Below are 25,481 nucleotides of genomic sequence, written 5' to 3' on the forward strand. Positions count from 1 at the left end.
CCGAGTCCCCAACCACCCATCCAGGGACGGCAGTTCGCGTCACATGTGAGGCGTGAGCCGGGCCACGAGACGGCCGCCGCGAGAGAAAGATCCACTTCCAAACCCCCCTGAGAGGGCGGAATTTCCTGTACCGGCACGCCCGCGCTCAGGCACGACCACAAGATCATCTTGGTTCAACTTTGTAGGAGATGGCGGCAATTGTCCTGATCGTAGCCAACCACCTTCCGTCGATTTCCAGGGCTCACCGGTCGACGGATAGGCAAGGGGCGTCACATCAACCCTCTTCGACCGGAGGATTCGTATGCCCCGACTCACCCGCCGCCGCGCCCTCGCGGCAGGCGCCGCCGCCGTCGCCGCCACCGGCGGCCTGCCCGCACCGTCGGCCGCGGCCCCGGGCCACAGCCGCGAACACGGACACAGCCACGAACACGGACACGACCACGACCTCGGCCACGACCACGACCACGACCACGACCACGACCACGGTGCCCCCGAAGCATTCGACGAGGTCTATCTGGGCCGCCGCATACAGGGCCGCCCCCTGGCGGGCGGCCACCATCACGGTGGTGGATACGGCGTGTTCATCGACGGTGTGGAGCTGCACGTGATGCGCAATGCGGACGGCAGCTGGATCAGCGTGGTCGGCCACTACGACCCGGTGCCGAGCCCGCGTGCCGCCGCGCGCGCAGCCGTGGTCGAACTGCGGGGCGCCCCGCTCGTCCCCCTCACCTGACCGCCCGCCCCAGCACCTTTCGGAGCCACCCGCACATGACCGTACGCAAGAACCAGGCGACGCTCACGGCCGACGAGAAGCGGCGGCTGGTCGCCGCGCTCGTCGAACTCAAGCGCAGCGGCCGCTACGACGCCTTCGTCACCACCCACAACGCCTTCATCATGGGCGACACCGACACGGGGCCACGGACGGGGCACCGCTCGCCGTCGTTCCTGCCCTGGCACCGCAGATTCCTGATCGAGTTCGAGCGCGCGCTCCAGTCCGTCGACTCCTCCGTCGCCCTGCCGTACTGGGACTGGACCGCCGACCGCTCGCCCCGCTCCTCGCTGTGGGCACCGGACTTCCTCGGCGGCACCGGGCGACCCCTGGACGGACGGGTGCTGGACGGGCCGTTCGCCGCGTCCACCGGCAACTGGCCCCTCACGGTGCGCGTGGACGGCCGCACATATCTGCGGCGCTCGCTCGGCGGTGGCGGACGCGACCTGCCCACCCGGGCCGAGGTCGACTCCGTGCTCGCGATGTCCACCTACGACATGGCGCCCTGGAACAGCGCGTCGGACGGCTTCCGGAACCATCTCGAGGGATGGCGGGGCGTCAACCTGCACAACCGCGTCCATGTGTGGGTGGGCGGTCAGATGGCCACCGGGGTCTCCCCCAACGACCCGGTCTTCTGGCTGCACCACGCCTACGTCGACAAGCTGTGGGCCGAGTGGCAGCGTCGCCACCCCGCATCCGGCTACCTTCCCACGGGCGGCACACCGGACGTCGTCGACCTGGAGGAGCCGATGAGGCCGTGGAACGACGTGCGCCCCGCCGACCTGCTGGACCACAGGGCGTACTACACGTTCGACACCGACTGACGGGCGGGGCGCGGACGTTCGCCACCGGCTGACGGCTGGGGCCCCGGGCAGCGGACAGCCGGCTTTCGCGGGGCTGTGACAGGGGTTCCGGGCTCTGTCAGCGCGAGGACGACGCCCAGGGCCCCACGCCGCCGATGCGCTCGATCGTGTAGCGCACGATGTACCCGGGCCCCTTGGGCGCCGGGAACTCGGCGTCCGGGGCCATGTAGACCTTGGCGAGGCGGTTGAGCAGGTCCCAGGTGCCGTCGCTCGGCTCCACCGCGGCCCGCGCCCGCAGTACGGCGTACTCGTTCAGGAAGACCCCGGGCACGCGTGGGGCGTCGAAGGACAGCACCACCCGCGGGTCCCGGTCGATGTTGCGCAGCTTCACGTGCCGCGCCATATGACCGCTGACGATGTCGTCGCCGTCCAGTCCGATCCAGATGACGGTCACCTGAGGGCTCCCGTCCGGGTTGATGGTGCTCAGATGCGCCATGGGGCCGGACTCGATCAGCTCCCGCAGATCATCCGGCAGACGGCTGTACCCGTTCATGACTCAGGAACGTACCGCTCCGCGCGCGAGGGCGTCCGGAAGCCCGGAGAAAGTCGTCTCAGGTGTCGCCGGACGTACGGCACTCCGGGTGGCCCCAGCCCTGGGCGTTCTTGGCGATGGGCTCGCCCGCCGCGTACGGGCGGCCGCAGACGCAGCGGCCCGCGAACTTCGCCTTGATCGTGCGGGAGGTGGTCCGCTTCCGCGCCGGCGCGCCACGACGGGCCGGGACGGCGGTGGCCGGCTCGGGCGACGGCGGCGGCTCCGGGGAGCCGTAGGCGCTGCCCGCCCCTTTCTGCACGGTGGCCGCCTGGCTGGCGGCGCGGTCCGCGAAGTCGTTGAGGCGGTCGCCGCCGACCTGGTGGGCGGGCACGTAGCGGAACTCCACCTCGCGGCCCGCGAGCAGTTCGTCGATGCGGACGACCAGTGCCTGATTGGCGACGGGCTTGCCGGCGGCGGTCTTCCAGCCGTTGCGTTTCCAGCCGGGCAGCCAGGTGGTGACCGCCTTCATCGCGTACTGGGAGTCCATGCGGATCTCCAGCGCGATCCCCGGGTCCACCGCGCTCAACAGCCGCTCGAGTGCGGTGAGTTCGGCGACGTTGTTGGTCGCGGTGCCCAGCGGGCCGGCCTCCCAGCGGCTCGGGATCTCGTCGACGTCGGCGACGACCCAGGCCCATCCGGCGGGTCCCGGGTTTCCCTTCGAAGCCCCGTCGCAGGCGGCCACAACACGTTCAGGCATGCCCCTGATCATGCCACGCCCCGGCCGCCGCCCAGATCCCGGCCCTGGCACCCGCGCTGTTGCGGAAGGGGTCGTGCCGCGCGCCGGACCGTCGGCGTGGCGACACTGGAAGGAGGCAGTCGTGGACGGGACGGGGCATGTGATGCGCGCATGGGTGGTGGACCGGCCGGGGCCCGTGGAACGGGAGCCGCTCACGTTCGTGGAGCGGCCGGCCCCGGTGCCGGGCCCCGGTGAGCTGCTGGTGCACGTGCGGGCGTGCGGTGTGTGCCGTACGGATCTGCACGTGGCCGAGGGCGACCTGCCGGTGCGGCGGCCGGGGGTGACCCCCGGGCACGAGGTGGTGGGCGTGGTGGCCGGGATCGGCGGGGGCGTGAGCGGGTGGGCGAGCGGCGACCGGGCGGGCGTGGCGTGGCTGCGCCGTACGGACGGCACGTGCCGGTACTGCGTGCGCGGCGCCGAGAACCTCTGCCCGGTCTCCGAGTACACCGGCTGGGACGCCGACGGCGGCTACGCCGAGTACACGACCGTGCCGGCCGCCTTCGCCTACCGGCTGCCGGAGGCGGTGGACGGCGTGGCACTGGCGCCCCTGCTGTGCGCCGGCATCATCGGCTACCGGGCGCTGCTGCGGACGTCCCTGCCGCCGGGCGGTCGCCTCGGGCTGTACGGCTTCGGCGGCAGCGCGCACCTGTGTGCGCAGGTGGCGCTGGCGCAGGGGGCCACGGTGCATGTGCTGACCCGGGACGAGGCCTCGCGGGAGCTCGCGCTCCAGCTCGGGTGCGCGTCGGCGGGCGGTGCCTACGACGCGCCTCCGGAGCCGCTGGACGGGGCGATCCTGTTCGCGCCGGCCGGTGATCTCGTCCCGGTGGCGCTGCGGGCGCTGGACCGGGGCGGCGTGCTGGCGGTCGCGGGCATCCACCTGAGCGACGTCCCGGCACTGCGGTACGAGAGCGAACTGTTCTACGAGAAGGAGCTGCGCAGCGTCACCTCGAACACACGCGAGAACGGCCGGGAGTTCCTGGACCTCGCCGCCCGGTACGGCGTACGGGCGACCACGCACCCGTACCCGCTGTCCGAGGCGCAGCGGGCCCTCGGCGACCTGAAGGCGGGGCGCTTCGACGGGGCGGCCGTGCTGGTGAACGACCTCTGAGTGTCAGCCGGTGGGCAGGTGCATCAGGCGTGTGATGGTGCGCAGAACGCCGTTCTCGGTGTTGGGGGGCGCGAGGTAGCGGGCGCGGCGGACCACGTCCGGGTGGGCGTTGGTCATGGCGAAGGACCACTCGGCGGCGTCGAGCATCTCCAGGTCGTTGAGGTAGTCGCCGAACGCCAGCGTCTGCGCGGGTGTGATGCCCAGGTCGCGCTGGAGCCTGCGCAGGGCGGCGCCCTTGTTGGCGGTGCGGTTCATGATGTCGACCCAGTGCTCGCCCGAGACCACGACCTGGTGGGTGGCCGTGAGCGGCTCCAGAGCGGGGGCGGTGGTGCGCTCGACGGGTCCGAAGTCGAACAGGGCCACCTTGAGGAACTCGTCCTCCACGGTGGTGAGGTCGTCCACGGGCTTCAGCAGGGCGTAGTACCTGCTTGCCTCGGCCATGAAGGCGTCGTCCGTGCGCTCGACGTAGGCGGAGTTCTTCCCGCACAGGACCGCTCCGACGTCCACGCCGTCGGCCGCGAGCCGCCGTGCGGTCCCGATGACGCGGGCGGCCACCGCGGGGTCGAGGGGGTCGGAGCTGAGCTCCACGCCGTCGCGGACGACGTACGTGCCGTTCTCGGCGACGAACACCATGCCGTCGTCCGCGTCGGCGAACTGCCGGGCGAGCGTGGCGTACTGGCGGCCGCTGGCGGGGCTGAACAGCACGCCGCGGCGGCGCAGCTCGGCGAGGAGGGGCCACAGTCCGTCGGGGATGCGTCCGCTGCCGTCGAGGAGCGTGCCGTCCATGTCGGTCACGACGAGCCGGATGTCGACGGGGTCGCTCGGCAGCTCGGGGGCGGTGAGGAGGCAAGCGGGCGTGGCGGACATGTCCTGCTTTCTATGGGAGACCGAGGGTGGGGACTCGGCCCGGGGTCGGCTGTCCTCGGCGCCATTGCCTCGTCAGGCACCCGATGATAGTCGGCGCTCTTTTCAGAGGTGATCGAGGGTGCTCCTGGCAGACCGGCAGCCCCGACGCGACCTCGGCCGGGATATCGAACGGGCCAGGCTCTAGGCTCGGGCGCGCAGGACGTCCCTCTCACACGGCTTCACACGACCGCCGTTTTTCCGGAAGACTTCTGCAAAGTTTCGACAGTGCGTCCCGGAGCAACGGAGGTGGGGCAAGTGGCAGCGCACGAGGCCGACGCGGAGGAGGCAGGCGAGGAGCGCGGCAAGGTCACGATCACGGAGATCGCCCGGCAGGCGGGGGTCTCGGTGCCCACCGTGTCCCGCGTCGTCAACGGACGCTCCGACGTGGCCCCGGGGACCCGTGCCCGGGTCGAGGACCTGCTGCGCCGGCACGGCTACCGCAAGCGCGCCTCTGCGGCCGGCACCCGCGCCGCCCTGCTCGACCTGGTCTTCAACGACCTCGACAGCCCCTGGGCCGTGGAGATCATCCGGGGGGTCGAGGAGGTGGCCCACGCCGCCGGTGTGGGCACGGTGGTGTCGGCGATCCACGGGCGCTCCGGCGACGCCCGGGAGTGGATGCAGAACCTGCGGGCGCGGGCCTCCGACGGGGTCATCCTCGTCACCTCGGTGCTCGAGCCCGTCCTGCACGAGGAGCTGCGCATCCTGGGCGTGCCGATCGTGGTCGTCGACCCGGCCGGCTCCCCCGCCCTGGACGCGCCCACCATCGGCGCGGCCAACTGGTCGGGCGGCATGGCGGCCACCGAGCATCTGCTGAGCCTCGGGCACCGCCGCATCGGCCTGGTCGCGGGCCCGCCCCGGCTGCTGTGCTCGCGGGCCCGGCTGGACGGCTACCGGGCGGCACTGGAGGGCGCCGGGATCGCCGTGGACGAGTCCCTCATCGTGCCCGGCGACTTCTACCACGAGTCCGGCTTCACCGGCTGCAACACACTCCTGGACCTGCCGGAGCCGCCGACCGCGATCTTCGCGGCGAGCGACCAGATGGCGCTGGGCGCGATCGAGGCGCTGCGGCGGCGCGGGCTGCGGGTGCCGGAGGACATGAGCGTGGTCGGTTTCGACGACCTTCCGGAAGTCCGCTGGTCGGCTCCGCCGCTGACCACCGTGCGCCAGCCGCTGGCGGAGATGGGCAAGCTCGCCGTGCGTACGGTGCTGCGACTGGCCCGCGACGAGCAGCCGGACTCGCCGCGCGTGGAGCTGGGCACGGAGCTGGTGGTGCGGGCCAGCACGGCGCCGCCGCGGAAGACGGGCTGACACGCGTGGCCCGGCGGTGCGGACACCGACGGGCCACGACGCGGGACGCCCTCACTTCCCTCCCAGCGCCTCCCGCAGCGCGAAGTACGCCGGTTTGGGCCGCAGTTGCTCGTCCCACGGCAGGGCGGCGCCCTCGCCTGGGAAGACCGCCGGGATCCACGAGTACTTGTCGGTGTAGTCCCACACCGTGACGCCCACGCAGCGCCGCACCGCGAGGCACGCCTTGGTCAGGTCGCGGTACCAGGTCGCCTGCTGGGCCAGCTTCTCGTCGGTGGCGGGCAGTTGCATACGGACGTCGACCTCGGTGAGCGCGGTGTCGAGACCGAGCCGCGAGAAGCGGCGCAGGTTGTCCTCCAGCGTGGACGGGTAGCCGTACTGCAGGGCAAGATGCGCCTGGAAGCCGATGCCGTCGAGCGGGACGCCCTGCGCCTTGAGGTCCTGGGCGAGTCGGTAGTAGGCGTCGCTCTTCGGGCCGGTGCCCTCGATGTTGTAGTCGTTGAGGTACAGCTTGGCGTGCGGGTCGGCCTGGCGGGCCCAGCGCAGCGCGTCGGCGATGTAGCCAGGGCCGAGCGTCTTGTACCAGATGGTCTCGCGGTAGGTGCCGTCCTCGTTGAACGCCTCGTTGACGACGTCCCAGGAGTAGACCTTGCCGCGGTAGTGCCGTACCTCTGTGGTGATGTGCTTCTTCAGCACCGCGCGCAGCTCGTCGGGCGTCCAGTCGCGCGAGGTGAGCCAGTTCGGCAACTGGCTGTGCCAGACCAGGGTGTGCGCGCGGACGCGCTGGTGGTTCTTCCGGGCGAGGTTCACGATCTCGTCGCCCTTGGTCCAGTCGAAGACGCCCCGCTCCGGCTCGGTGGCGTACCACTTCATGCCGTTGCCGGGGGTGATCATGTCGAACTGGCTGCCGAGGAGCGCGGTGTAGGCGCCGTCGGTCAGTTCGGGGTTGTCCGTCGCGCTGCCGAAGTAGCGGCCGTGCCGCTGGGCGAGTTCGGCCAGGGTCGGCGGCTTCTCCTTCGCCTGGGCCGCCGGTCCGGTGGCGAGGCCGGCGCCCAGGAGGAGCGCGGCGAGAGCGCCGGCCAGTCCGAGCCGAGTACGGGACGGGGTGGTGGTGCGCATGGTGCGACTCCTCACAGTCAGGTGTGTGCTTGAGCCGTACGTTCGCGGGACGGGTGCGTCACCCCTTGGTGGCGCCCGTGGTGAGGCCGCCGACGAGCTGGCGTTCGGCGACCGCGTAGAAGGCGAGCGCGGGAACCATGGCCAGCACGAGGTAGGCGAAGACGCGTGCGGTGTCCGAGGCGTACTGGCCCTGGAACTGCTGGACGCCGACGGGGATCGTCCACCACGTGGGTTCGTTGAACACGAGCAGCGGCAGCAGGAAGTTGTTCCAGCTGCCGACCACGGCGAGGACGGAGACGGTGCCTAGCGCGGGCCGCGCCATGGGCAGCAGGACCCGCCAGAAGAAGCCGTACGGGCCGCAGCCGTCGAGGGTGGCCGCCTCCTCCAGTTCGCCGGGGATCTGGCGGAAGAAGCCGCGCAGGATGACGATCGTCACCGGCAGTCCGAAGGCGGCCTGCGGCAGGATCACCCCGAGCGGGTTGTCGAGCAGGTTCATGGAGCGCAGCAGCAGGAACAGCGGCAGGACCGCGACCGCGAAGGGGAACATCAGCCCCACGGTGAACAGGGTGAACAGCACCTCCCGGCCGCGGAAGGCGAACCGGGCGAAGGAGAAGGCGGCCAGTGCGGAGACCGCGACGACGAGGAGGGTCGTGGCCACCGCGATGAACGTGCTGCTGCCGACCATCCTCCAGAACGAGCCCGAGCCGAGGATGCCGGTGTAGTTGGACGTCACCCACGGGTCGGGCAGTCCGATCGGGTTGCGGGAGAGCTGGTCGGTGGACTTGAAGCCGGACAGCAGGGCGTACAGCACGGGCACGGCCATCACCGCGCCCACGACGACCAGCACGGCGTGCACGGGCAGGGTGCGCGTCCGGGTGGCGCCCTTGCGCGGTCGCCCGGTGGTGGGACGACCGGTCCTGGTGAGCGTCATGCGCCGCCTCCTCGCATCGTGGTGGTGGCTCCTTCCAGGTCGCGGCGCAGGACGAACCGCTGGTAGGCGAGGGCGAAGACGAGGCTGATGCCGAACATGACCACGCTGATGGCACTGGCGTAGCCGACCTGGTAGCGCTTGAAGCCGTACTGGAACATGGTCACGGCCATCGTCTCCGAGTGGTGGTCGGGGCCGCCCGTGGTGACCACCCACACCAGGTCGAAGAGCTGGATGGAGCCGATGACCGACAGGAACGCGCTGATGCGCAGGGTCGGGGCCAGCAGCGGCAGGGTCACGCTGCGGAAGCGCTGCCAGGGCCCGGCGCCGTCGATGAGCGCCGCCTCGGTCAGCTCGGCCGGGATGGACTGCAGTCCGGCCAGGTACAGCATCATGTGGAAACCGAAGTACTTCCACATCATGACGAGGAACAGGGTCGCCATGACGGTGGAGGGGTCGGAGAACCACTTCCCGCCGAGACCGCCGAGGCCGATGTCGCTCAACAGGTGGTCGGCGAGGCCGTCGTCCGGGGCGAAGAGCATGCTGAACAGCACGCCGGTGATGGCCTCGGACAGCACATAGGGGGCGAAGAACAGCATCCGGTACACGGCCCGGCCGCGCAGCCGCTGGTTGAGCAGGACGGCCATGGCGAGCGCGAAGGGCAGCTGCAGCGCGAGCGACAGGACGACGAGCACCAGGCAGCGCCACAGGTCGCCGAGGAACACCGGGTCCTGGAAGAGCCGCGTGAAGTTGTCGACGCCCGTGTAGTCCGAGGGCATGCCGAAGCCGCCCCAGCGGAAGAACGCCGCGTACACGGCGAACAGCAGCGGCGACAGGACCAGCACGCCGAACAGCACCAGGGCGGGGAGCTGGAAGGAGACCGCGGTGAGCCAGTGCAGCGCGCGACGCCGTGCCCGCCCGCGGGCCGCGGCGGCGGGCGGGGGCGGGACGACGACACCGGGGCCGGACCGCTTGTCCGGGAGGAAGGTGGAGGTCATCGCCGGCTACTGCTCTTCCTTCGCGGTCTTGGTGATCGACTGCGTGACCTGCTCGGGCGACTTTGAGCCGGCGATGAGGGCCGCGACGCTGTCGTTGACCTCCTGGCCGACGGCGGGCGCGTACGCCTGGTCCAGATAGAGCTGGAAGCCGGTGGCGGTCTTCAACTGCTCGTTCACCGCCTTGAGGTTGGGGTCGGTCAGGGCGTCCGCGGCCGCGTTGACGACCGGGATGACTCCGGTCTTGGTGACCAGGGTGCGGTCGTTGGCGGCGGAGGCGAAGAACTTCAGGAAGTCGATCGCGGCCTGCGGAGCGCCCTTGCGGACGGCATGACCGCCGCCTCCGCCGAACACCTCGGTGAGGGAGCCCTTGCCGCCCTCGACCGTGGGGAAGGGAAAGAAGCCGAGATCCTTGCCGATGCCCCTGCCTTCGCTCTTCTCCGTCTGGGGCGCCCACTGACCCATCAGCTCCATGGCCGCTTTGCCGTTGCCGACGGCAGCGGCCTGGCCGGTGGGGGTGGAGTAGGCGGCACCGAGGAAGCCCGTCTGGAACGGCTGGAGTTGGACGAGGTCCTTCAGGTGCTGCCCGGCCTGTACGAACCCGTCTGCGGTGAAGTCCTTGCTGTCACTGGCCTTCTGGAGTGCGTCGATGCCGGCGGTGCGCATGGCCAGGTAGGCCCAGTAGTACATACCGGGCCACTTCTCCTTGCCCGCCAGGGCGATAGGTGTGATGCCGGCGGACTTCAGCTTGCGCACGGCGTCGAGGAAGGCGCTCCAGGTGGTCGGGGGTGCGCTGATGCCGGCCCGCTTGAAGAGCGCCTTGTTGTACCAGAAGCCGATCATTCCCATGTCGAACGGGATGCCGTAGGCCTTGTCGTCCAGCAGATACGGCTGCCGCGCGACCGACAGCAGCGAGTTGCTCCAGGACTTGGTGCTGTCGGTGAGGTCCTCGACGAGCCCGGCGTCGACCTGCTGCTTGAGGACGCCGCCGCCCCAGGTGTGGAAGATGTCCGGCAGCTTCCCCGAAGCGGTCAGCGCGGTCATCTTCGACTTGTACGCCTCGTTCTCCAGCGCGACGATCTTGATCTTGACCTTGGGGTTCTGCGCCTCGAACTGCCGGGCGAGGGAGGCCCAGACGCCCTTCGCGGGGTCTGTGGTGGTGATGTTCCACCACTCGATCGTGGTCGTCCCCGACGACCCTCCGTCCGAGCCGCCGCCTCCGCAGGCGCTCAGTGCCGTCATTCCGAGACCGGCGGCGGAGGCGGCCAGGAAGCCGCGGCGGGACAGAGCCGGGTCGCCCATCATGAGCTCCTTGGGGTACGGGACGGAACGTCCACATCCGTCCGACGAGGTGATCACAACAGTCAGGACTGAAAAGTTTCCGAAACGCTCCGGAAATGGGACTGCTGCCGCACCCTAGAGACAGCCCACGAAACGTGGCAACCCCCTGTACGCCGCGAATTCTCACCCAACCTGGAACGCTCCGAGAGGCGTTGACAGCCCCGGAACCGCCCCGTAACTTCCGAGCACATCCGTCCGAGAATTTCTGACGGATTCCGGAAACCCCTGGGATCAAGGAGTTCCATGGTCCAGCCCTGGCAGGACACGACGCTGCCCGCCCCCGTACGCGCGGCCGATCTGCTGGCCCGGATGACCCTGGAGGAGAGACTCGCCCAGCTGTACAGCGTCTGGCCCGGCTCCTCCACCGACGGCGAGGACGTGGCGCCGCTCCAGCACGAGATGTCCGAGGACGTCGACCTCGATGCCCTGCTCCCCCATGGACTCGGTCAGTTGACCCGCCCGTTCGGTACCGCTCCGGTGGACCCGGCCAAGGGGGCCGCTCGTCTGGCGGACTTGCAGCGCAGGGTGGCGGCGGCGAACCGCTTCGGCATCCCCGCCCTGGCCCACGAGGAGTGCCTGACCGGCTTCACCGCCTGGCGCGCCACCGTCTTCCCGACACCGCTGGCGTGGGGCGCTTCCTTCGATCCCGCGCTCATCGCCGAGATGGCGGCGGGCATCGGAGACGGCCTGCGTGAGGCCGGCATCCACCAGGGGCTCGCGCCCGTGCTCGACGTGGTGCGCGATCCCCGCTGGGGCCGTACCGAGGAGTCGATCGGCGAGGACCCGTACCTGGTCGGGACCATCGGCACAGCCTATGTACGCGGCCTGCAGTCGGCCGGGGTCATCGCCACACTGAAGCACTTCGCGGGCTACTCCGCCTCGCGCGGCGCCCGCAACCACGCGCCCGTGTCGATCGGCCCCCGGGAGCTCGCGGACGTGATCCTCCCGCCGTTCGAGATGGCGGTGCGCGACGGCGGGGCACGGTCGGTGATGCCCGCCTACAACGACCTGGACGGGCTGCCCGCCCACGCCCACACCCCTCTGCTGACCCGACTACTGCGAGAGGCATGGGGGTTCGAGGGCACGGTCGTCTCCGACTACTTCGGCGTGACCTTGCTCGAGTCCGCCCACCGCGTGGCGGACTCGCCGGGCGGGGCCGCAGCGCTGGCCCTGACCGCGGGCGTCGATGTGGAACTGCCCGCCGTACGCTGCTTCGGCGCTCCCCTGCTCGAGGCGGTCCGGTCGGGTGAGGCACCCGAGCCTGCGGTCGACCGGGCCGTGCTGCGCGTACTGACCCAGAAGTGCGAACTCGGGCTGCTGGACCCGGACTGGGAGCCGCAGCCGCCGCCGGTCCTCGATCTTGACCCGCCGCGGCTGCGGGAGTTGGCGGCGCGGGTCGCCGAGGAGTCGGTGGTGCTGCTCGCGAACGCGGGCGGTGTGCTGCCGCTCGGCGACGGCGGGCGGATCGCCGTGGTGGGCCCTCTCGCCGAGGATCCGGCCGGGATGATGGGCTGCTACGCCTTCCCGCGCCACGTCGGCGTGGAACACCCGGACGTGCCGATGGGGGTGACGGTGCCGACCGTACGGGAGGCACTGGCAGCCGAGTTCCCGGGTGCCCGGCTCGTCGACGACCCCGCCGGGGCGGATCTGTGCGTCGCGGTGCTCGGCGACCGCTCCGGGCTGTTCGGGCGCGGCACCTCGGGCGAGGGCTGTGACGCACCCGACCTCCAGCTTCCGGAAGGCCAGGGCGAGTTGCTGGACGCCCTGCTGGAGAGCGGGACTCCGGTGGTCCTGGTCCTGCTGACGGGGCGGCCCTACGCGCTGGGTCGCTGGGCCGACCGGCTGGCCGCCGTGGTGCAGGCGTTCTTCCCCGGTCAGGAGGGCGGCCGGGCCGTCGCGGGGGTGCTGTCCGGCCGGGTCAACCCGTCCGGGCGACTGCCGGTGAGCGTGCCGCGGGACCCCGGTGGGCAGCCGTGGACGTACCTCACCCCGCCGCTGGGACAGGTGCATGACGCGAGTTCCATCGACCCGACGCCGCTGTTCCCGTTCGGGCACGGGTTGTCGTACACGCGGTTCGACTGGGAGGCGCCACAGGTCGACGACCCCGCTCCGGCCACGGACGGCGAGACGTCGCTGCGGCTCACGGTCCGCAACACAGGTGACCGGGCAGGCACCGAGGTCGTACAGATCTACCTCCGCACCCCCGTGGCCCGGGTGGCGCGTCCGGTGTCGCGGCTGATCGGTTACGCGCGGGTGCCGCTGCGGCCACAGGAGTCCGCGGTGGTCCATGTCACGGTCCCGGCCGACGCGGCGGCGTACACGGGCCCCGACGGCTCACGGATCCTCGAGCCGGGGCGCCTGTTCGTCGATCTGGCCGGCTCCAGCACGGACACCCGCCACACGGTCGAGCTGACGCTGACGGGCGAGAAACGGGTGCTCGGGCACGACCGCCGCTTCGGATGCGAGGTGAGCGTGAAATAGCCGAGCCGTCCCGGCCACCTGGGTGCAACGATGACCGCGGGACCACATCGTCACCATGAAAGGGAGGCGCCCGCGTGAGGTTCGTCCTCGAGGTCGACATGGGCGAGAACGGCTGGGACGGGAACGCCGCCGAGGAGCTGGGGCGGATCCTGCGGTACTGGGGCGGGAACCTGAAGCACTACGAGATGAGGCCCGGAGACGAGTCGGCCGTATACGACTCCGCCTACCGGGAGGTGGGGCACTGGGCCGTCACGGCCGAGTGATTCCGGGGGCCGGCCGGCAGCCCCACTCTGTCCGGCCGGCCCCCGGCGGGGGATCGCGTGGCGTGTCGCGACAGGGCTCGCACTCCCCAGTCACGAGCCTTGGATCCATGCTCGCGTCAGTCCGCGCGACCCCGGTCCGTCAGAACTCGAAGACGGCGGTCCCGTAGGAGTTCTTCACGCACTCGTTGGCGAAGGTGCGCTGGTAGTCGACGCGCTTGCCCTGCCACACGCCCTGCACGGTGACGACCACCGGGCTGTACAGCTTGGTGCACATCACGCCCTCCTGGTACGACAGGGCGTCCAAGTCGCCGCCGACGGCGCGGAGTTCAGCGCAGGCATCGGGGGCGTCCGGATGACTGCCGGAGGCGGTCGGGGCGCAGTTCAAGGTGACGGCGCGCTCGGGGGTGACGGTGGCAGCCTGCTGACCGTGGCCCACGGTCAGCACGAGCGCCGACGGGGCGTAGAGGGTCGCGGGGGCAGCGGTCGGGGCGGCGAGCGCGGCCCCCGTGAGGGGGCCGCAGACGGCGGTGGCCGTCAGGGTGAGGGTCGCTGCCCAGCGCGCGGTGTTCGGCATTGTGTGCATCCTTCCGCTCGGGTCGGGTCGCCGGCACAGCCCCGACGGAGCCTGTGCCGGAGCCGTCCGGTCGGGTGCCGGTTCGGCGAGCGCGAGTCTGCCGACTCCTGACACGAAACTCACATCGACCCCTCACATTTCAGTAACTTTGAGTGTTGAAGCAGTGGCGTGATGTCACAGAAATCGACCGCTCGAGGCCTGAAACTGAGCGGGTGAGAGTCGCTGGAATCGGTCGGATGGCCGGATTCCCCCGCCTCGGCAATCGGCCTGAAACATTCCGCTTATCGGCTTGAGCAAGCGCTGTCTTCCGTCGGGGCGAGCGGCCGGCCGCCGCCACGGCTCGCCGAGGCCCGCGCCCCTCAGGACAGAGGCGGCCGAGAAAGGGGGCCGAACCCGCCGGGTCGGCCCCCTCCTCCACGGACTTCTGCGTCCCCCTGTCACCCTGCGGCGGGATCACCCCGTTCGGCGGCGGCCCGCTCCGCGGCGGTCCCCTCGTCGACCCGAGTCGCCCCGGAGGGCGGCGGTCCCGTGACGGTCACGCGGGCCGGGCGCAGCAGGCGATCGCCGACCCGGTAGCCGGGCGTGAGGATCTCGGTGCACGTCAGGCGGTCGGCGTCCGGGGCGACCACATGCGTGACCGCCTCGTGCCACTCGGGGTCGAAGAGCTCGCCCTCCTCCCCGAACGCCTGCAGGCCCACCGAGCCCAGCTGGGTCTCGAGGACCTCCGCGACGGCTTTGAGCCCCGGCGTCATCGCCTCCTGTCTGCGGGCGGCCTCGACGGCGTCCAGCACGGGCAGCAGTGAGCGCAGGACGTTCTCGACGGCGATCTCGCGCACCGCCATGCGGTCGCGCCGCACCTGCTTGCGGTAGTTGTCGTACTCGGCCTTCACCCGCTGCAGGTCGGCGGTGCGCTCGTCGAGCAGGCGTCGCAGCTCCGTGCTCTGCGGCCGGCTCCGGTCCATGGTCAGCCCGCCCGTGACGTGTCGTCGTCGTCCACGATCTCGGCGTCCACGACCTCCTCGTCGGCCTTGGCGCCGCTTCCTGCCGCGGCACCCTGCTCCGATGTCGTGCCGCCCTCGGCGCGCGCCTTGTCGTACATGGCGCTGCCGATCTTCTGGGCCGCGGTGGCGGCCTTGTCGACGGCCTGCCGGATCGCGGCGGTGTTGTCGCCCTTGAGCTGCTCCTTCAGTTCGGCGATGGCACTCTCCGTCTCGCTCCTCGCGTCGGCGGGGATCCGGTCCGCGTTGTCGGCGATGAGCCTCTCCGTCTGGTAGACGAGTTGCTCGCCCTGGTTGCGGGTCTCGGCCGCCTCGCGCCGCTTGCGGTCCTCCTCGGCGTGCTGCTCGGCCTCGCGGACCATGCGGTCGATGTCGTCCTTCGGCAGGGCGGAGCCGCCGGTGACGGTCATCTTCTGCTCCTTGCCGGTGCCGAGGTCCTTCGCCGTCACGTGCATGATGCCGTTGGCGTCGATGTCGAAGGACACCTCGATCTGCGGCACTCCGCGCGGCGCCGGCGGCAGACCGGTCAGCTCGAACATGCCGAGCTTCTTGTTGTACGCCGCGATCTCGCGCTCGCCCTGGAAGACCTGGATCTGCACGGACGGCTGGTTGTCCTCCGCCGTCGTGAAGATCTCCGAACGCTTCGTCGGAATCGTGGTGTTGCGCTCGATCAGCTTGGTCATGATGCCGCCCTTGGTCTCGATGCCGAGGGACAGCGGGGTGACGTCGAGGAGCAGGACGTCCTTGACCTCACCCTTGAGCACACCCGCCTGCAGCGACGCGCCGACGGCCACGACCTCGTCCGGGTTGACACCCTTGTGCGGCTCCTTGCCGGTCAGCTCCCGCACCAGGTCGGTCACCGCGGGCATCCGGGTGGAACCGCCCACGAGGATCACGTGGTCGATGTCGGACAGCTCGATTCCGGCGTCCTTGATCGCCTGGTGGAACGGCCTCTTGCAGCGCTCCAGCAGATCGGCGGTCAGCTGCTGGAACTGGGCGCGAGTCAGCTTCTCGTCCAGGTGCAGCGGGCCCTCCGAAGAGGCCGTGACGTAGGGCAGGTTGATGGTGGTCTCGGAGGAACTCGACAGCTCGATCTTGGCCTTCTCGGCGGCCTCACGCAGCCGCTGCACCGCCATCTTGTCCTTGGACAGATCGATGCCGTAGGCGTTCTTGAACTGCTTGACCAGGTGGTCGACGATGCGCTGGTCCCAGTCGTCGCCGCCCAGGTGGGTGTCGCCGTTGGTGGCCTTGACCTCGATCACGCCCTCGCCCATCTCCAGCAGGGACACGTCGAAGGTGCCGCCGCCGAGGTCGAAGACGAGGACCGTCTGGTCGTTCTCCTTGTCGAGTCCGTAGGCCAGCGCGGCCGCCGTCGGCTCGTTGATGATCCGCAGGACGTTGAGCCCCGCGATCTCCCCGGCCTCCTTGGTGGCCTGCCGTTGGGTGTCGTCGAAGTACGCGGGCACGGTGATCACGGCGTCGGTGACGTCCTCACCGAGGTAGGCCTCCGCGTCCCGCTTCAGCTTCTGCAGCACACGCGCGGAGATCTCCTGTGCGCGGTACTGCTTGCCGTCGATGGTGCCGCTTTCCGGGAAGCGCCAGCTCTGGTCGTCCATGTGGCGCTTGACGGAGCGCGCGGTGCGCTCGACGTTGGTCACCGCCTGCCGCTTGGCGACCTCGCCGACCAGCACCTCGCCGTTCTTGGCGAAGGCCACCACCGACGGCGTGGTCCGGGCGCCCTCGGTGTTCGTGATGACGGTGGGCTCGCCGCCCTCGAGGACCGCGACCACCGAGTTCGTGGTGCCGAGGTCGATACCGACCGGACGTGCCATGGGGCTTCCCTCCTCGTCGTCCGTCTTCCTCCAGCGGGTCAGAGGGTCCGTTCCACCCGAACCGGGCCCGCGCGCAGCAGGGGCGCCCGTGCCGGGAACCGCCCCGTGGCAGTCGTCTCGACGGCCGTGGCACCACGCACCGGGGTGGGGCCGGCAGCGGGCTTGGCGCGCCGCCGGCGGTCCAGGGCCGCGCGTGCGGCGGGGTCACGGAGCGTCTCGTAGGCGGCGAGCACCCGCGCGAGCGCTTCCTCGGTCACTTCGTCCGACCGGGTGTCGGGGTGCAGTCGGCGCACCAGGCGCCGGTACGCCGCAGTGATCCGCTCGGGCGAGGCCGAGGGGTCCACCCCGAGGACGTCGTAGGGGTCCGGCGCGGCGCCGGTGGCCCTGCGCGTGTCCACCGTCCCACCTCCTCGCCGACTGCGAGCGGCCCGGCGGCTGCCCCTCCGGGCTGCGGGTTCGCACCTGACTTCCTCACTAGTCTGGATAAAACTTGAGTCGCCTCTTGTCAAGCCTGGCCTGGCGATGTATAGGGGTGTCCGTAGGCACCGGTGGACGCCCATCGGAACGCTCTTTCATCGTCCGCTTCGATCCGCCGGGCGTCGATCCGAAGTCCGTCGACGTGAACGTGGAGCGCGATCTCCCTGACGTCTGCGCCGGGTGTCCCGCCGCCGACGTCAGGGAGATCGCCACCGCCCGCTCCCGACCGACCGGAGGTGGTGTGCATGATCACCGAACTGGCCGTCGAACGTGTCGAGTTCACCTGTGGCTCGTGCTGGCACCGCTGGAGCGTCGACTACGACGTCCAGCGGTCCACGGACGGCCACGGGGACGAATGGGAGTACTTCTACCGGGACAACACCCCCGTGCCCTCCCCGTACACCCTGGAGGGTGCGCCGCCGTGCGTGCACTGCGGCCGCCGCTGGGTCGGCCGTCTGGTGGCACGCCGCCCCGTGCCGCTGCCCGGCGGCGCCGACGCCCCGCGCAGCCCGGTGCCCGGGGACGGCAGCCACCGCCCGGAGCGGCACGACGCACCGATGCTGCCCGCCGACGCCCGCTCTCAGCCGGAGGCGGCTCCCGGCCGCTCGTCCGGGTGACCGTCCGCCCGGCTCCGGTCCCCGGGCGGCGCGGCCGCGGCGCGCGCGGCGGCCAGGTCCTCCTCCAGGATTCCCACCCGCTCGCGCAGCGTTAGGACGCGCCGCACCCCGGCGAGGGTCACTCCTTCCGCGACCAGGTCCACCACCTCGGCGACCCGGTCGATCTCCCGCCGGGAGTAGCGGCGCTGGCCGCCCGCGGAGCGGGCCGGGACCACGATGCCGTGGGCGTCCAGCCGCCGCAGGAAGGCGGGCTGGACGCCCAGCATCTCGGCGACCTGGCCGATCGTGTACAACGCGGCATCGGCATCGTCGATGGAGAGGGCCATCCTCGACTCCTCGGTCCGACGGACCAGACCTCCACCTCAGATTACAGATTTCCTGTCTGCCCCAGAACAGGGTGGACGGCCATCGAAGGCCGTCGGGGCGCATGGCGCGCAGTGGACGAATCATCCACCTGGCGTCCCCGAAATGGATGAAGAATCCTCTGGCGCGGGCCGTGTCCGCGGATTTAGCGTCGGCGAATCCCCATGGACGGCTTCCTCGCGCACCGCGCACCCCTGCGGTGGCCCACAGCCGTCCGGCCCCGCAGCGCCACGAACGCGCTCCACCGTCCCTCCCCCGCTGGAGCCCCGTTGCCCGAGAATTCCGCCTCCTCCGCCTCCGCCGCCGCGCCGCCCTCCCTCACGGAGGTCGAGGCGTACGGCGTGGAGCGCATCCCCGACGCCGACCGCACCGCGACTCCGCTCGACCTGTTCCGGGTCGCCTTCGGCGGCGCGAACACCTTCTCGACCTGCGTCCTCGGCGCCTTTCCGATCCTGTTCGGCCTCTCCTTCTGGCAGGGGCTCGCGGCGACGGTCCTCGGCGTGGTCGCCGGTGCGCTGATCCTGTGTCCGATGGCGGTGTTCGGCCCGGTCAACGGCACGAACAACGCGGTCTCCTCGTCCGCGCACCTCGGGGTGCACGGCCGCGTGGTCGGCTCGTTCCTGTCCCTGCTCACGGCCGTCGCGTTCTTCTCGATCTCGGTGTGGAGCTCCGGCGACGCCCTGGTCGGCGGCGCGCACAGGCTGTTCGGGCTCGAGCGCGGTACACCGTCGTACGTCGTCGCGTACGCGCTGTTCGCGGGCCTGGTGCTCGCGGTGTGCGTGTACGGCTTCCGGTTCATGCTGTTCGTCAACAAGATCGCGGTGACGTCGGCGACCGTACTGTTCCTGCTCGGCGCGATCGCGTTCGCCGGGGACTTCGACCCGTCGTACGCGGGTGTCTTCACCGCTTCGGCCGACCCGGCGACCAAGGCGCTGTTCTGGCCGTCCTTCATCGGCGCCGCGCTGATCGTGCTGTCGAACCCGGTGTCGTTCGGCGCCTTCCTCGGCGACTGGTCGCGCTACATCCCCGCGGACACGCCGCGCCGCAAGGTGGTCGGGGCCGCGTTCCTGTCGCAGATCGCGACCCTGCTGCCGTTCGTGTTCGGGCTCGCCACCGCGAGCATCATCGCGAAGCAGGCGCCGAGGTACGTCGACCCTTCGGCCCCGGACTTCGTGGGCGGACTGCTCGCGATCTCCCCGACCTGGTTCTTCCTGCCGGTGTGCCTGCTCGCGCTGATCGGGGGCCTGTCGACGGGCACGACGTCGCTGTACGGGACGGGCCTGGACTTCTCGTCCGTCTTTCCCCGCCTGACGCGGGTGCAGGCGACGCTGGTAGTGGGCGTGCTGTCGATCGCGTTCATCTTCATCGGCCGTTTCGGGCTGAACCTGGTGCAGTCGATCTCCACCTTCGCCACAATGATCATCACCTGTACCACTCCGTGGATGGTCGTGATGATGCTCGGCTTCTACACCCGGCGCGGCTGGTACGACCCGGACGCGCTCCAGGTCTTCAACCGCCGTCAGCGCGGCGGCCGTTACTGGTTTGCGCACGGCTGGAACTGGCGGGGCATGACCGCCTGGTGGGTGGCGGCGGTGATCGGCGTGCTGTTCACGAACATCCCGGGCCAGTTCGTCGGCCCGCTCGGAAACCTGGCGAACGGCGTCGACATCAGCCTGCCGCTGTCACTGGCCGTCGCCGCGGTCCTGTACCTGGCGCTGCTGCGGCTCTTCCCCGAGCCCCGGGCGGCGTACGGGCCCGAGGGCGCGCGGCTGGCCCGTACGGCCGAGGTGCCCGTGCCGGCGATCACCGGTCCTGGGGCGCCGCAGGGCGACTTGGCCCCGGCACACGCGGTCGAGGGCGGCTGATGGAGTCCTGGCTCGACCTGTCGGTGCCCGTGGTCACCGGGATGCCCGTGTATCCCGGTGACCCGCAGGTCGCGGTGGAGCGGGCGCTGCGGGTGGCCACGGACGGGGTCAACGTGCTCGCCCTGCACCTGGGTTCGCAGTCCGGGTCGCATGTCGACGCGCCGTACCACGTGGACTCGGCGTGGCCCGCGCTGGACGCACTGCCGCTGGAGCGGTTCGCGGGCCCGGCGGTGGTGGCGGACGTACGGGGTCTGCCGGCCCGGACGCCGCTCACACCCGAACTGCTGGCGCCCGCGCTGAGTCTGCTGCGACTGCGGCCAGGCGCGATCCTGCTGGTGGCCACGGGCTGGTCGGCGTACTGGGGCACGGACGCCTACCTGGCCCATCCCTGGCTGACGCCGGAGGCGATGGAGGCGGTGGTGGGCGCGGGCGTCCGCACCGTCGGGGTGGACGCGCTGAGCGTGGACGCGACCGGCGACCCGGACCTGCCCGCGCACCGGGTGCTGTGCGGGGTGGGCGGCGTGATCGCCGAGAACCTGACGGGCCTGGACCAGGTCGCCGCCGCGCAGGCGGCGGGCCGCCCGGTGGACGTGTTCCTGTTCCCGCTGCACCTGCCGGGCGCGGACGGCGCACCGGTCCGGGCGGTGGCCCGTGTGGGTGCCGGGGCCAGGGCGTGAGGCCGGTCAGGCCTTGAGCGTGCGGGCGATGTCCAGGGTCAGGCGCTGCCAGGGGTCGCGTGGGTCGCGGGACGTCAGGGTGTGCACGCGGCGCAGGCGGTAGCGCAGGGACTGGGGGTGGAGGTGGAGGGCCCGGGCGGCGGCGGTGGCCGAGCCCGCGTCGATGTACGCCGTCAGGGCCTGGAGCAGGTGGCGTTGTTCCGGGTCGGTGAGCGGGCCGAGGACGAGACGGGCGATGTGGTCCGGGGTGGCCGCAGGGTGGCCGGCGAGCAGGGCCAGCACGTGTGCGTCGGCGTCGTTGAGGATGCGGTCGGGCCGGTGGGCGTGGGCGGGGGCCGAGTCGAGGGCGTCGGCAGCCAGTCGGTGCGCGACGGCGACCCGGTCCAGGCCCTCGCCCGTGATGGCGCAGCCACGCCACGCCCGCGCGTCCAGGAGGGCCGGTGCCCGGCCGACGGCCGTGGCGGGCAGCAGCAGGACCGCGCGGGAGCCGCGCACCGTCGACAGCGACCCGGTGCCGCCGACGAGCGCCCCGAGGAGTCCGGCGGCGGCCTCGTACGACATGTCGGGACCGCCACCGGTCGCGGGCTCGGCCACCAGCAGGCAGTACGGGTCGGGGAGTTGGACGCCCAGCCGGGCCGAGCGGTCCGTCAGCGCGCCCACCGAGGCGTGCCGGCCGGCGATCAGGTCGTCGAGCAGCAGTCGCAGCGCGCGGTCCCGGTCCCCCGCCAGGTCCTCGGTGGTCGCCGCGTACGCCGTGGTCATCTCCTCCGACAGGGTGTCCAGGGCCGTCAGCAGGACCCGGGCCAGGGAGAGGCCGTCCGCCGCCGAGAGGGCGCGGCCACGGGCGGCGACCTCCTCGGTGAGGACGGCCGCGGCCACCCGGTAGGCGCGCAGCACGGCCTGCACAGGCCGGCCGTCGGCCGCACGGGCCGCCGCGATCCCACGGAAGCGGCGCAGATCGGCCGGTCCCAGGGCGCCGTCGGTGGCCCACAGGTGCAGCAGCCGGTCCACGCCCCAGGCCGCGATGGCCCGCACCTCCGGCAGCCGGCTGTCGTCGAGCGCCGCGTACACCGGCACCGTCGCGTGGACGGCGGCGACGACCGCCTCGACGACCCGAGGGTCGGCGACGATCTCCGCCCGGACGGCGCTGCGGGTCTTGAGCGGCTCACTTGTCACAGGGTGATGATTCCAGCCGCCCGATGTGCGCACCACGGTGGACGGACCTTGTCACGGTCGCCAGGATCGTCGGCGTACGCGTGGTCCTACTACGCGGTCTACGCGGTCTCAGGGACGAGAGGCGGGACGTACGGGATGGCGAAGCACTGGGCGGACTTCCAGTACGAGATCTATCTCAACGGCATGACGGGCGCCGTTCCGCGGCTGCCCACCGATCTGACCCGGCTGGAGGCGCTGACCGAGCAGCGGCTCGGTCCCGGCCCGGTCGGCTATGTGGCGGGCAGCGCGGGCACCGGCAGCACCGCCCGGGCGAACCGGGCCGCGCTCGAGCGGCGCCGGATCGTGCCGCGCATGCTGCGGGACGTGCACGACCGCGACCTGTCCGTGGACGTGCTGGGGCGGCGGCTGCCCGCACCGCTGGCCCTGGCTCCGATCGGCGTGCTGTCGATCATGCATCCGGACGCCGAAACGGCGGCGGCGCGGGCCGCGGCGGCGCAGGGCGTGCCGTTCGTCCTGTCCTCGGCGTCCAGCACGCCGATGGAGCAGGTCGCGGAGGCCTCGGGTGACGGTGAGCGGTGGTTCCAGCTGTACTGGGCCAAGGACCGCGAGGTCACCCGCAGTTTCCTGACCCGGGCGAAGGCGGCCGGGTTCACGGCGCTGTTCGTCACGCTGGACACCCCGCTGCTGGCCTGGCGGCCCCGCGACCTCGACCAGGCGTATCTCCCGTTCCTGCACGGGGTGGGCACCGCCAACTACTTCTCCGACCCGGCGTTCCAGGCGGGTCTGGCGAAGCCGGTGCACGAGGACCCGAACGCGGCCGTGCTGCACTTCGTGAACATGTTCGCGGACCCCGGAAAGACCTGGCCGGACCTGGCGTTCCTGCGGGAGCACTGGGACGGTCCGATCGTCCTGAAGGGCATCCTGCATCCTGACGACGCCCGCGCGGCCGCCGACGCCGGGATGGACGGGGTGGTGGTGTCCAACCACGGCGGCCGGCAGGTGGCCGGTTCTCTGGCCGCCGCGGACGCGCTGCCGCGGGTGGTGGAGGCGGCCGGGGACCGGCTGACCGTGCTGTTCGACAGCGGGATCCGCACCGGCGACGACGTGTTCAAGGCACTCGCGCTGGGCGCGCGGGCGGTGCTCGTGGGACGGCCGTACGCCTACGGTCTCGGGCTCGACGGCCAGGCGGGCGTCGAGCACGTGATCCGCTGTCTGCTGGCCGAGTTCGACCTCACCCTCGCCCTGTCCGGGCACGCCCGCCCCGCCACACTCGGCCTCGCCGACCTGATCGAGGAAACCCGATGACCCACACGACCGACGCCGCCGACACCACCGGCGCCACCGGCACGACCGACACCCACAACGTCCTGGCCGTCGTCTCGCCGCACGTCGGCGGGCGGCAGGCGGGCGCCGCGCTCGCCACCGTCTTCCCCGGCGAGGCCCGGGTGACCGTGGTGGAGAGGACCGACGAGGATCCGGCGGCGCTGCGCGAGGCCCACGTCATCGTCACAGGGCTCGGCCCCGTCACCGAAGAACACATCGCCGTCGCACCGGAGTTGAGGCTGATCCAGTGCGCGAGTCACGGCTTCGACTACGTCGACCTGGCCGCGGCGCGTGCGCGGAACATCCCGGTCTGCAACATCGGCTCGAGTGGCGCCGAGAAGCAGAACGTGGCCGAGCAGACCTTCGCGCTCATGCTCGCCCTGGCCAAGCAGCTGGTCCCGGCGCACACCGCGCTCGTCGACGCCGACTGGGCGCTGCCCCGGCTGCAGCAGTCGATCACGGAGCTGTCCGGCAAGACACTCGGCATCGTCGGGCTGGGCCACATCGGCCAGGAGGTGGCACGCCGGGCGGCCGCCTTCGACATGTCGATCGTGTACGCGGGCCCGGAGCCGTCGGACGCGGAGACGGAGGCACGGCTCGGGGCCCGGTACGTGGGCCTCGACGAACTGCTGCGCACCTCCGACTACGTGACGCTGCACGCGCCCCTCACCGACGCGACCCGGCACCTGCTGAACGCCGAGCGCCTCGCGCTGCTGAAGCCCACCGCGTTCGTGATCAACACGGCGCGGGGCGCCCTGATCGACCAGGACGCGCTGGCGGACGCGCTGGAGGCCGGCGCGCTGGCCGGGGCGGGGATTGACGTCTTCGACCCCGAACCGCCCACCTCCGCCCTGCGGTTGCTGAAGGCGCCGAACGTGGTGCTGTCGCCGCATGTCGCCGGTGTCACCCGGGAGACGCTGGTGCGGATCGCGCTGGCGGCGGTCCGCAACGCGGCGGACTTCCTGGCGCGCGAGGAGCTCCGGGACGTCGTGTCCTGACGTCACCGACGATTCGACGGGACTGCGGCTCCCCCAGGTGTGCCGGGCCTGGGCGGGCCGCTGTTTCCGACGCCGGATCAGGGCTGCAGCTCACCCTGGGTGTGGCGTACGCACTCCAGGACGACGTCGCGCAGGCTTCCGGTGCGCTCCATGAGTTCCCGCTGCACCCGGGCGCCGTTTCCCCGCTCCAGCAGCCCGGTCACGGCCTGGTCGGCCCCGTCGAGGTCATCGGTTCCGGCCAGCGCGTCACCGACGTGGTCGAGCAGGTCCCGCACCACCGACTCCGCCGGCATGCGCCGCATCGTCCTCGGGTGCAGCAGCTCACTCGCCAGGCCGGACCGGGCCGCCTGCCAGGCGGCCAGCCGCAGCAGGCTCACGCTGTGGTCCACCGGCTCCCGGCCCGCCCGCCACTCGCGCGCCGCGGTCTCCACCAGCCCGCGGGCGAGGGTGGCGATCAACTGCGCGGTGTCCGCGTGCAGGCAGACGTCGGGGACCCGGAGCTCCACCGTCGGGTACCGCTCGGACAGACGCGCGTCGAAGTAGACCATCGCCTCGTCGAGGATGACTCCGGTGGCGACCATGTCGGCCACTCGCCGGTGGTACCGCTCGGGCGACCCGAACAACTCGGTCGGCCCCGCGGAGGGCCAGCGCCCCCACACCCGGCTGCGGTAGCTCTCGTAGCCGGAGTCCCTGCCCTGCCAGAACGGGGAGTTGGCGCTCAGGGCGACCAGTACGGGGAGCCAGGGCCGCACGCGGTCGACCACCGCGACGGCCTCCTCGTCCGACTCCACCGAGACGTGCACATGGCAGCCGCAGACCAGCTGTTCCCTCGTGGCGATGCCGTACTGCTCGGCCATCCACTGGTAACGGCGGTTCATGCTGATGGACGGGCTCACCGGCAGCGGTGAGGTGGCCAGCGCCGCCACGGCGCAGCCGATCCCCCCGGCGTGTTCGGCCGCCTCCCGGCGGCAGCGGACGATCTCGGCGCCGAGTTCCGCCATGTCCGTCTGCGGATGCGTGGCGAACTCCAGCATCTGACCGTAGAGCTCCTTCTCGAACAGGCCCTCGTCCGCCTCGTCCTGCGCGGCGCGGGCGAGCACCGCGGCCGACAACGCCTTCGGCTCACCGGTCTCCGGGTCGACCAGGAGGAGTTCCTCTTCCACTCCGACGGTCCGCACGTCATGCCGCCTCTCTGTCCGTCTGCCGCGACCGCTGGTGATCACGGGCCATCCGCC

General features: G+C 71.5%; 25 protein-coding genes. 11 read left to right on the top strand and 14 right to left on the bottom strand.

Translation table 11 applies throughout. The features are described from left to right. Positions 1–301 precede the first annotated feature (301 nt). A complete protein-coding gene (locus tag SY2F82_RS34490; RefSeq protein WP_200423005.1) occupies positions 302–733 on the top strand; it encodes a tyrosinase family oxidase copper chaperone in 432 nt (143 codons plus the stop codon). A 35-nt stretch (positions 734–768) separates the two neighbouring features. Then, positions 769–1,593 carry a tyrosinase family protein gene (locus SY2F82_RS34495; RefSeq protein WP_200423006.1) on the top strand — a complete coding sequence of 275 codons (825 nt, stop codon included), beginning with the start codon at positions 769–771 and terminating at the stop codon, positions 1,591–1,593. A gap of 97 nt (positions 1,594–1,690) precedes the next feature. Here SY2F82_RS34495 and SY2F82_RS34500 read toward each other — a convergent pair whose 3' ends face one another. Beyond that, positions 1,691–2,125 carry a PPOX class F420-dependent oxidoreductase gene (locus tag SY2F82_RS34500; RefSeq protein ID WP_200423007.1) on the bottom strand — a complete coding sequence of 145 codons (435 nt, stop codon included), beginning with the start codon at positions 2,123–2,125 and terminating at the stop codon, positions 1,691–1,693. 58 nt (positions 2,126–2,183) lie between these two features. Continuing rightward, a complete protein-coding gene (locus SY2F82_RS34505; protein WP_200423008.1) occupies positions 2,184–2,873 on the bottom strand; it encodes a ribonuclease H in 690 nt (229 codons plus the stop codon). A gap of 130 nt (positions 2,874–3,003) precedes the next feature. On the opposite strand from SY2F82_RS34505, the gene SY2F82_RS34510 reads away from it, so the two are divergent. Then, positions 3,004–4,008 (top strand): zinc-binding alcohol dehydrogenase family protein, encoded by a 1,005-nt coding sequence (locus SY2F82_RS34510; protein ID WP_200423138.1) that lies wholly within the window; start codon positions 3,004–3,006, stop codon positions 4,006–4,008. 3 nt (positions 4,009–4,011) lie between these two features. Here the strand turns inward: SY2F82_RS34510 and SY2F82_RS34515 are convergent, their stop codons facing one another. Beyond that, entirely contained in the window at positions 4,012–4,875 is an 864-nt protein-coding gene (locus SY2F82_RS34515; protein WP_200423009.1) for a Cof-type HAD-IIB family hydrolase, read from the bottom strand. A 294-nt stretch (positions 4,876–5,169) separates the two neighbouring features. On the opposite strand from SY2F82_RS34515, the gene SY2F82_RS34520 reads away from it, so the two are divergent. Further along, positions 5,170–6,222, top strand: a complete 1,053-nt coding sequence (locus SY2F82_RS34520) for a LacI family DNA-binding transcriptional regulator (protein ID WP_374707230.1) — start codon at positions 5,170–5,172, stop codon at positions 6,220–6,222. A gap of 51 nt (positions 6,223–6,273) precedes the next feature. On the opposite strand, the gene SY2F82_RS34525 is transcribed toward SY2F82_RS34520, so the two are convergent. The 4 genes from SY2F82_RS34525 to SY2F82_RS34540 are packed head-to-tail and all read right to left on the bottom strand — an operon-like array spanning position 6,274 to position 10,563. Next, positions 6,274–7,338 carry an endo-1,4-beta-xylanase gene (locus tag SY2F82_RS34525; protein ID WP_200423011.1) on the bottom strand — a complete coding sequence of 355 codons (1,065 nt, stop codon included), beginning with the start codon at positions 7,336–7,338 and terminating at the stop codon, positions 6,274–6,276. 58 nt (positions 7,339–7,396) lie between these two features. Next, positions 7,397–8,269, bottom strand: a complete 873-nt coding sequence (locus SY2F82_RS34530; protein WP_200423012.1) for a carbohydrate ABC transporter permease — start codon at positions 8,267–8,269, stop codon at positions 7,397–7,399. Further along, positions 8,266–9,264: a carbohydrate ABC transporter permease gene (locus SY2F82_RS34535; protein ID WP_200423013.1), complete on the bottom strand. Its 999-nt coding sequence runs from the start codon at positions 9,262–9,264 to the stop codon at positions 8,266–8,268. Before SY2F82_RS34535 ends, SY2F82_RS34530 begins: the two co-directional genes overlap by 4 nt. Before the next feature lie 6 nt (positions 9,265–9,270). Beyond that, on the bottom strand, positions 9,271–10,563 hold the full coding sequence (locus SY2F82_RS34540; protein WP_200423139.1) for an extracellular solute-binding protein: 1,293 nt from the start codon (positions 10,561–10,563) through the stop codon (positions 9,271–9,273). 282 nt (positions 10,564–10,845) lie between these two features. Between SY2F82_RS34540 and SY2F82_RS34545 the strand changes: the two genes are divergently transcribed. Together SY2F82_RS34545 and SY2F82_RS34550 are read left to right on the top strand one after the other, a co-directional pair. Beyond that, positions 10,846–13,083, top strand: a complete 2,238-nt coding sequence (locus tag SY2F82_RS34545) for a glycoside hydrolase family 3 N-terminal domain-containing protein (protein WP_200423014.1) — start codon at positions 10,846–10,848, stop codon at positions 13,081–13,083. A gap of 74 nt (positions 13,084–13,157) precedes the next feature. Continuing rightward, a complete protein-coding gene (locus SY2F82_RS34550) occupies positions 13,158–13,346 on the top strand; it encodes a hypothetical protein (protein WP_200423015.1) in 189 nt (62 codons plus the stop codon). Between the two features lie 139 nt (positions 13,347–13,485). On the opposite strand, the gene SY2F82_RS34555 is transcribed toward SY2F82_RS34550, so the two are convergent. From SY2F82_RS34555 to SY2F82_RS34570, 4 genes are all read right to left on the bottom strand, one after another. Beyond that, complete coding sequence (locus SY2F82_RS34555) at positions 13,486–13,920, bottom strand: protease inhibitor (protein WP_200423016.1); 435 nt, start codon at positions 13,918–13,920, stop codon at positions 13,486–13,488. Positions 13,921–14,357: 437 nt separating this feature from the next. Next, on the bottom strand, positions 14,358–14,882 hold the full coding sequence (gene grpE / locus SY2F82_RS34560) for a nucleotide exchange factor GrpE (protein ID WP_200423017.1): 525 nt from the start codon (positions 14,880–14,882) through the stop codon (positions 14,358–14,360). A 2-nt stretch (positions 14,883–14,884) separates the two neighbouring features. Continuing rightward, positions 14,885–16,750: a molecular chaperone DnaK gene (dnaK, locus tag SY2F82_RS34565; RefSeq protein ID WP_200423018.1), complete on the bottom strand. Its 1,866-nt coding sequence runs from the start codon at positions 16,748–16,750 to the stop codon at positions 14,885–14,887. A gap of 38 nt (positions 16,751–16,788) precedes the next feature. After that, positions 16,789–17,148, bottom strand: a complete 360-nt coding sequence (locus SY2F82_RS34570) for a J domain-containing protein (protein ID WP_236041967.1) — start codon at positions 17,146–17,148, stop codon at positions 16,789–16,791. Between the two features lie 324 nt (positions 17,149–17,472). On the opposite strand from SY2F82_RS34570, the gene SY2F82_RS34575 reads away from it, so the two are divergent. Beyond that, positions 17,473–17,844, top strand: coding sequence for a hypothetical protein (locus SY2F82_RS34575; protein WP_200423020.1), 372 nt, complete (start codon positions 17,473–17,475; stop codon positions 17,842–17,844). Here SY2F82_RS34575 and SY2F82_RS34580 read toward each other — a convergent pair. Continuing rightward, complete coding sequence (locus tag SY2F82_RS34580; protein WP_200423021.1) at positions 17,808–18,170, bottom strand: MerR family transcriptional regulator; 363 nt, start codon at positions 18,168–18,170, stop codon at positions 17,808–17,810. The two genes, SY2F82_RS34575 and SY2F82_RS34580, sit on opposite strands and share 37 nt — an antisense overlap. 306 nt (positions 18,171–18,476) lie before the next feature. Between SY2F82_RS34580 and SY2F82_RS34585 the strand changes: the two genes are divergently transcribed. Further along, the gene (locus SY2F82_RS34585) at positions 18,477–20,072 is read left to right on the top strand and encodes a cytosine permease (protein WP_200423022.1); all 1,596 of its coding nucleotides are present in this window, start codon (positions 18,477–18,479) and stop codon (positions 20,070–20,072) included. Beyond that, positions 20,072–20,749, top strand: a complete 678-nt coding sequence (locus SY2F82_RS34590; RefSeq protein ID WP_200423023.1) for a cyclase family protein — start codon at positions 20,072–20,074, stop codon at positions 20,747–20,749. Before SY2F82_RS34585 ends, SY2F82_RS34590 begins: the two co-directional genes overlap by 1 nt. 6 nt (positions 20,750–20,755) lie before the next feature. On the opposite strand, the gene SY2F82_RS34595 is transcribed toward SY2F82_RS34590, so the two are convergent. Next, positions 20,756–21,925, bottom strand: a complete 1,170-nt coding sequence (locus SY2F82_RS34595; protein WP_200423024.1) for a CdaR family transcriptional regulator — start codon at positions 21,923–21,925, stop codon at positions 20,756–20,758. A gap of 135 nt (positions 21,926–22,060) precedes the next feature. Here SY2F82_RS34595 and SY2F82_RS34600 point away from each other — a divergent pair, with 135 nt between their 5' ends. Continuing rightward, complete coding sequence (locus tag SY2F82_RS34600) at positions 22,061–23,230, top strand: lactate 2-monooxygenase (protein WP_200423025.1); 1,170 nt, start codon at positions 22,061–22,063, stop codon at positions 23,228–23,230. Beyond that, positions 23,227–24,246, top strand: coding sequence for a 2-hydroxyacid dehydrogenase (locus SY2F82_RS34605; RefSeq protein WP_200423026.1), 1,020 nt, complete (start codon positions 23,227–23,229; stop codon positions 24,244–24,246). Before SY2F82_RS34600 ends, SY2F82_RS34605 begins: the two co-directional genes overlap by 4 nt. A gap of 77 nt (positions 24,247–24,323) precedes the next feature. Here the strand turns inward: SY2F82_RS34605 and SY2F82_RS34610 are convergent, their stop codons facing one another. Next, entirely contained in the window at positions 24,324–25,424 is a 1,101-nt protein-coding gene (locus tag SY2F82_RS34610) for a glutamate--cysteine ligase (RefSeq protein ID WP_200423027.1), read from the bottom strand. Between the last annotated feature and the right edge of the window lie 57 nt (positions 25,425–25,481).

This window comes from Streptomyces sp. Y2F8-2 (assembly GCF_014905555.1).
In the GTDB taxonomy this organism is placed as follows: Bacteria; Actinomycetota; Actinomycetes; order Streptomycetales; family Streptomycetaceae; genus Streptomyces; species Streptomyces cynarae.

Coding starts and splice junctions, on each gene's coding strand:
- SY2F82_RS34490 (WP_200423005.1), top strand. CDS start 302: ATGCCCCGACTCACCCGCCGCCGCGCCCTCGCGGCAGGCGCCGCCGCC.
- SY2F82_RS34495 (WP_200423006.1), top strand. CDS start 769: ATGACCGTACGCAAGAACCAGGCGACGCTCACGGCCGACGAGAAGCGG.
- SY2F82_RS34500 (WP_200423007.1), bottom strand. CDS start 2,125: ATGAACGGGTACAGCCGTCTGCCGGATGATCTGCGGGAGCTGATCGAG.
- SY2F82_RS34505 (WP_200423008.1), bottom strand. CDS start 2,873: ATGATCAGGGGCATGCCTGAACGTGTTGTGGCCGCCTGCGACGGGGCT.
- SY2F82_RS34510 (WP_200423138.1), top strand. CDS start 3,004: ATGCGCGCATGGGTGGTGGACCGGCCGGGGCCCGTGGAACGGGAGCCG.
- SY2F82_RS34515 (WP_200423009.1), bottom strand. CDS start 4,875: ATGTCCGCCACGCCCGCTTGCCTCCTCACCGCCCCCGAGCTGCCGAGC.
- SY2F82_RS34525 (WP_200423011.1), bottom strand. CDS start 7,338: ATGCGCACCACCACCCCGTCCCGTACTCGGCTCGGACTGGCCGGCGCT.
- SY2F82_RS34530 (WP_200423012.1), bottom strand. CDS start 8,269: ATGACGCTCACCAGGACCGGTCGTCCCACCACCGGGCGACCGCGCAAG.
- SY2F82_RS34535 (WP_200423013.1), bottom strand. CDS start 9,264: ATGACCTCCACCTTCCTCCCGGACAAGCGGTCCGGCCCCGGTGTCGTC.
- SY2F82_RS34540 (WP_200423139.1), bottom strand. CDS start 10,563: ATGGGCGACCCGGCTCTGTCCCGCCGCGGCTTCCTGGCCGCCTCCGCC.
- SY2F82_RS34545 (WP_200423014.1), top strand. CDS start 10,846: ATGGTCCAGCCCTGGCAGGACACGACGCTGCCCGCCCCCGTACGCGCG.
- SY2F82_RS34555 (WP_200423016.1), bottom strand. CDS start 13,920: ATGCCGAACACCGCGCGCTGGGCAGCGACCCTCACCCTGACGGCCACC.
- grpE (WP_200423017.1), bottom strand. CDS start 14,882: ATGGACCGGAGCCGGCCGCAGAGCACGGAGCTGCGACGCCTGCTCGAC.
- dnaK (WP_200423018.1), bottom strand. CDS start 16,750: ATGGCACGTCCGGTCGGTATCGACCTCGGCACCACGAACTCGGTGGTC.
- SY2F82_RS34575 (WP_200423020.1), top strand. CDS start 17,473: ATGATCACCGAACTGGCCGTCGAACGTGTCGAGTTCACCTGTGGCTCG.
- SY2F82_RS34580 (WP_200423021.1), bottom strand. CDS start 18,170: ATGGCCCTCTCCATCGACGATGCCGATGCCGCGTTGTACACGATCGGC.
- SY2F82_RS34590 (WP_200423023.1), top strand. CDS start 20,072: ATGGAGTCCTGGCTCGACCTGTCGGTGCCCGTGGTCACCGGGATGCCC.
- SY2F82_RS34600 (WP_200423025.1), top strand. CDS start 22,061: ATGGCGAAGCACTGGGCGGACTTCCAGTACGAGATCTATCTCAACGGC.
- SY2F82_RS34605 (WP_200423026.1), top strand. CDS start 23,227: ATGACCCACACGACCGACGCCGCCGACACCACCGGCGCCACCGGCACG.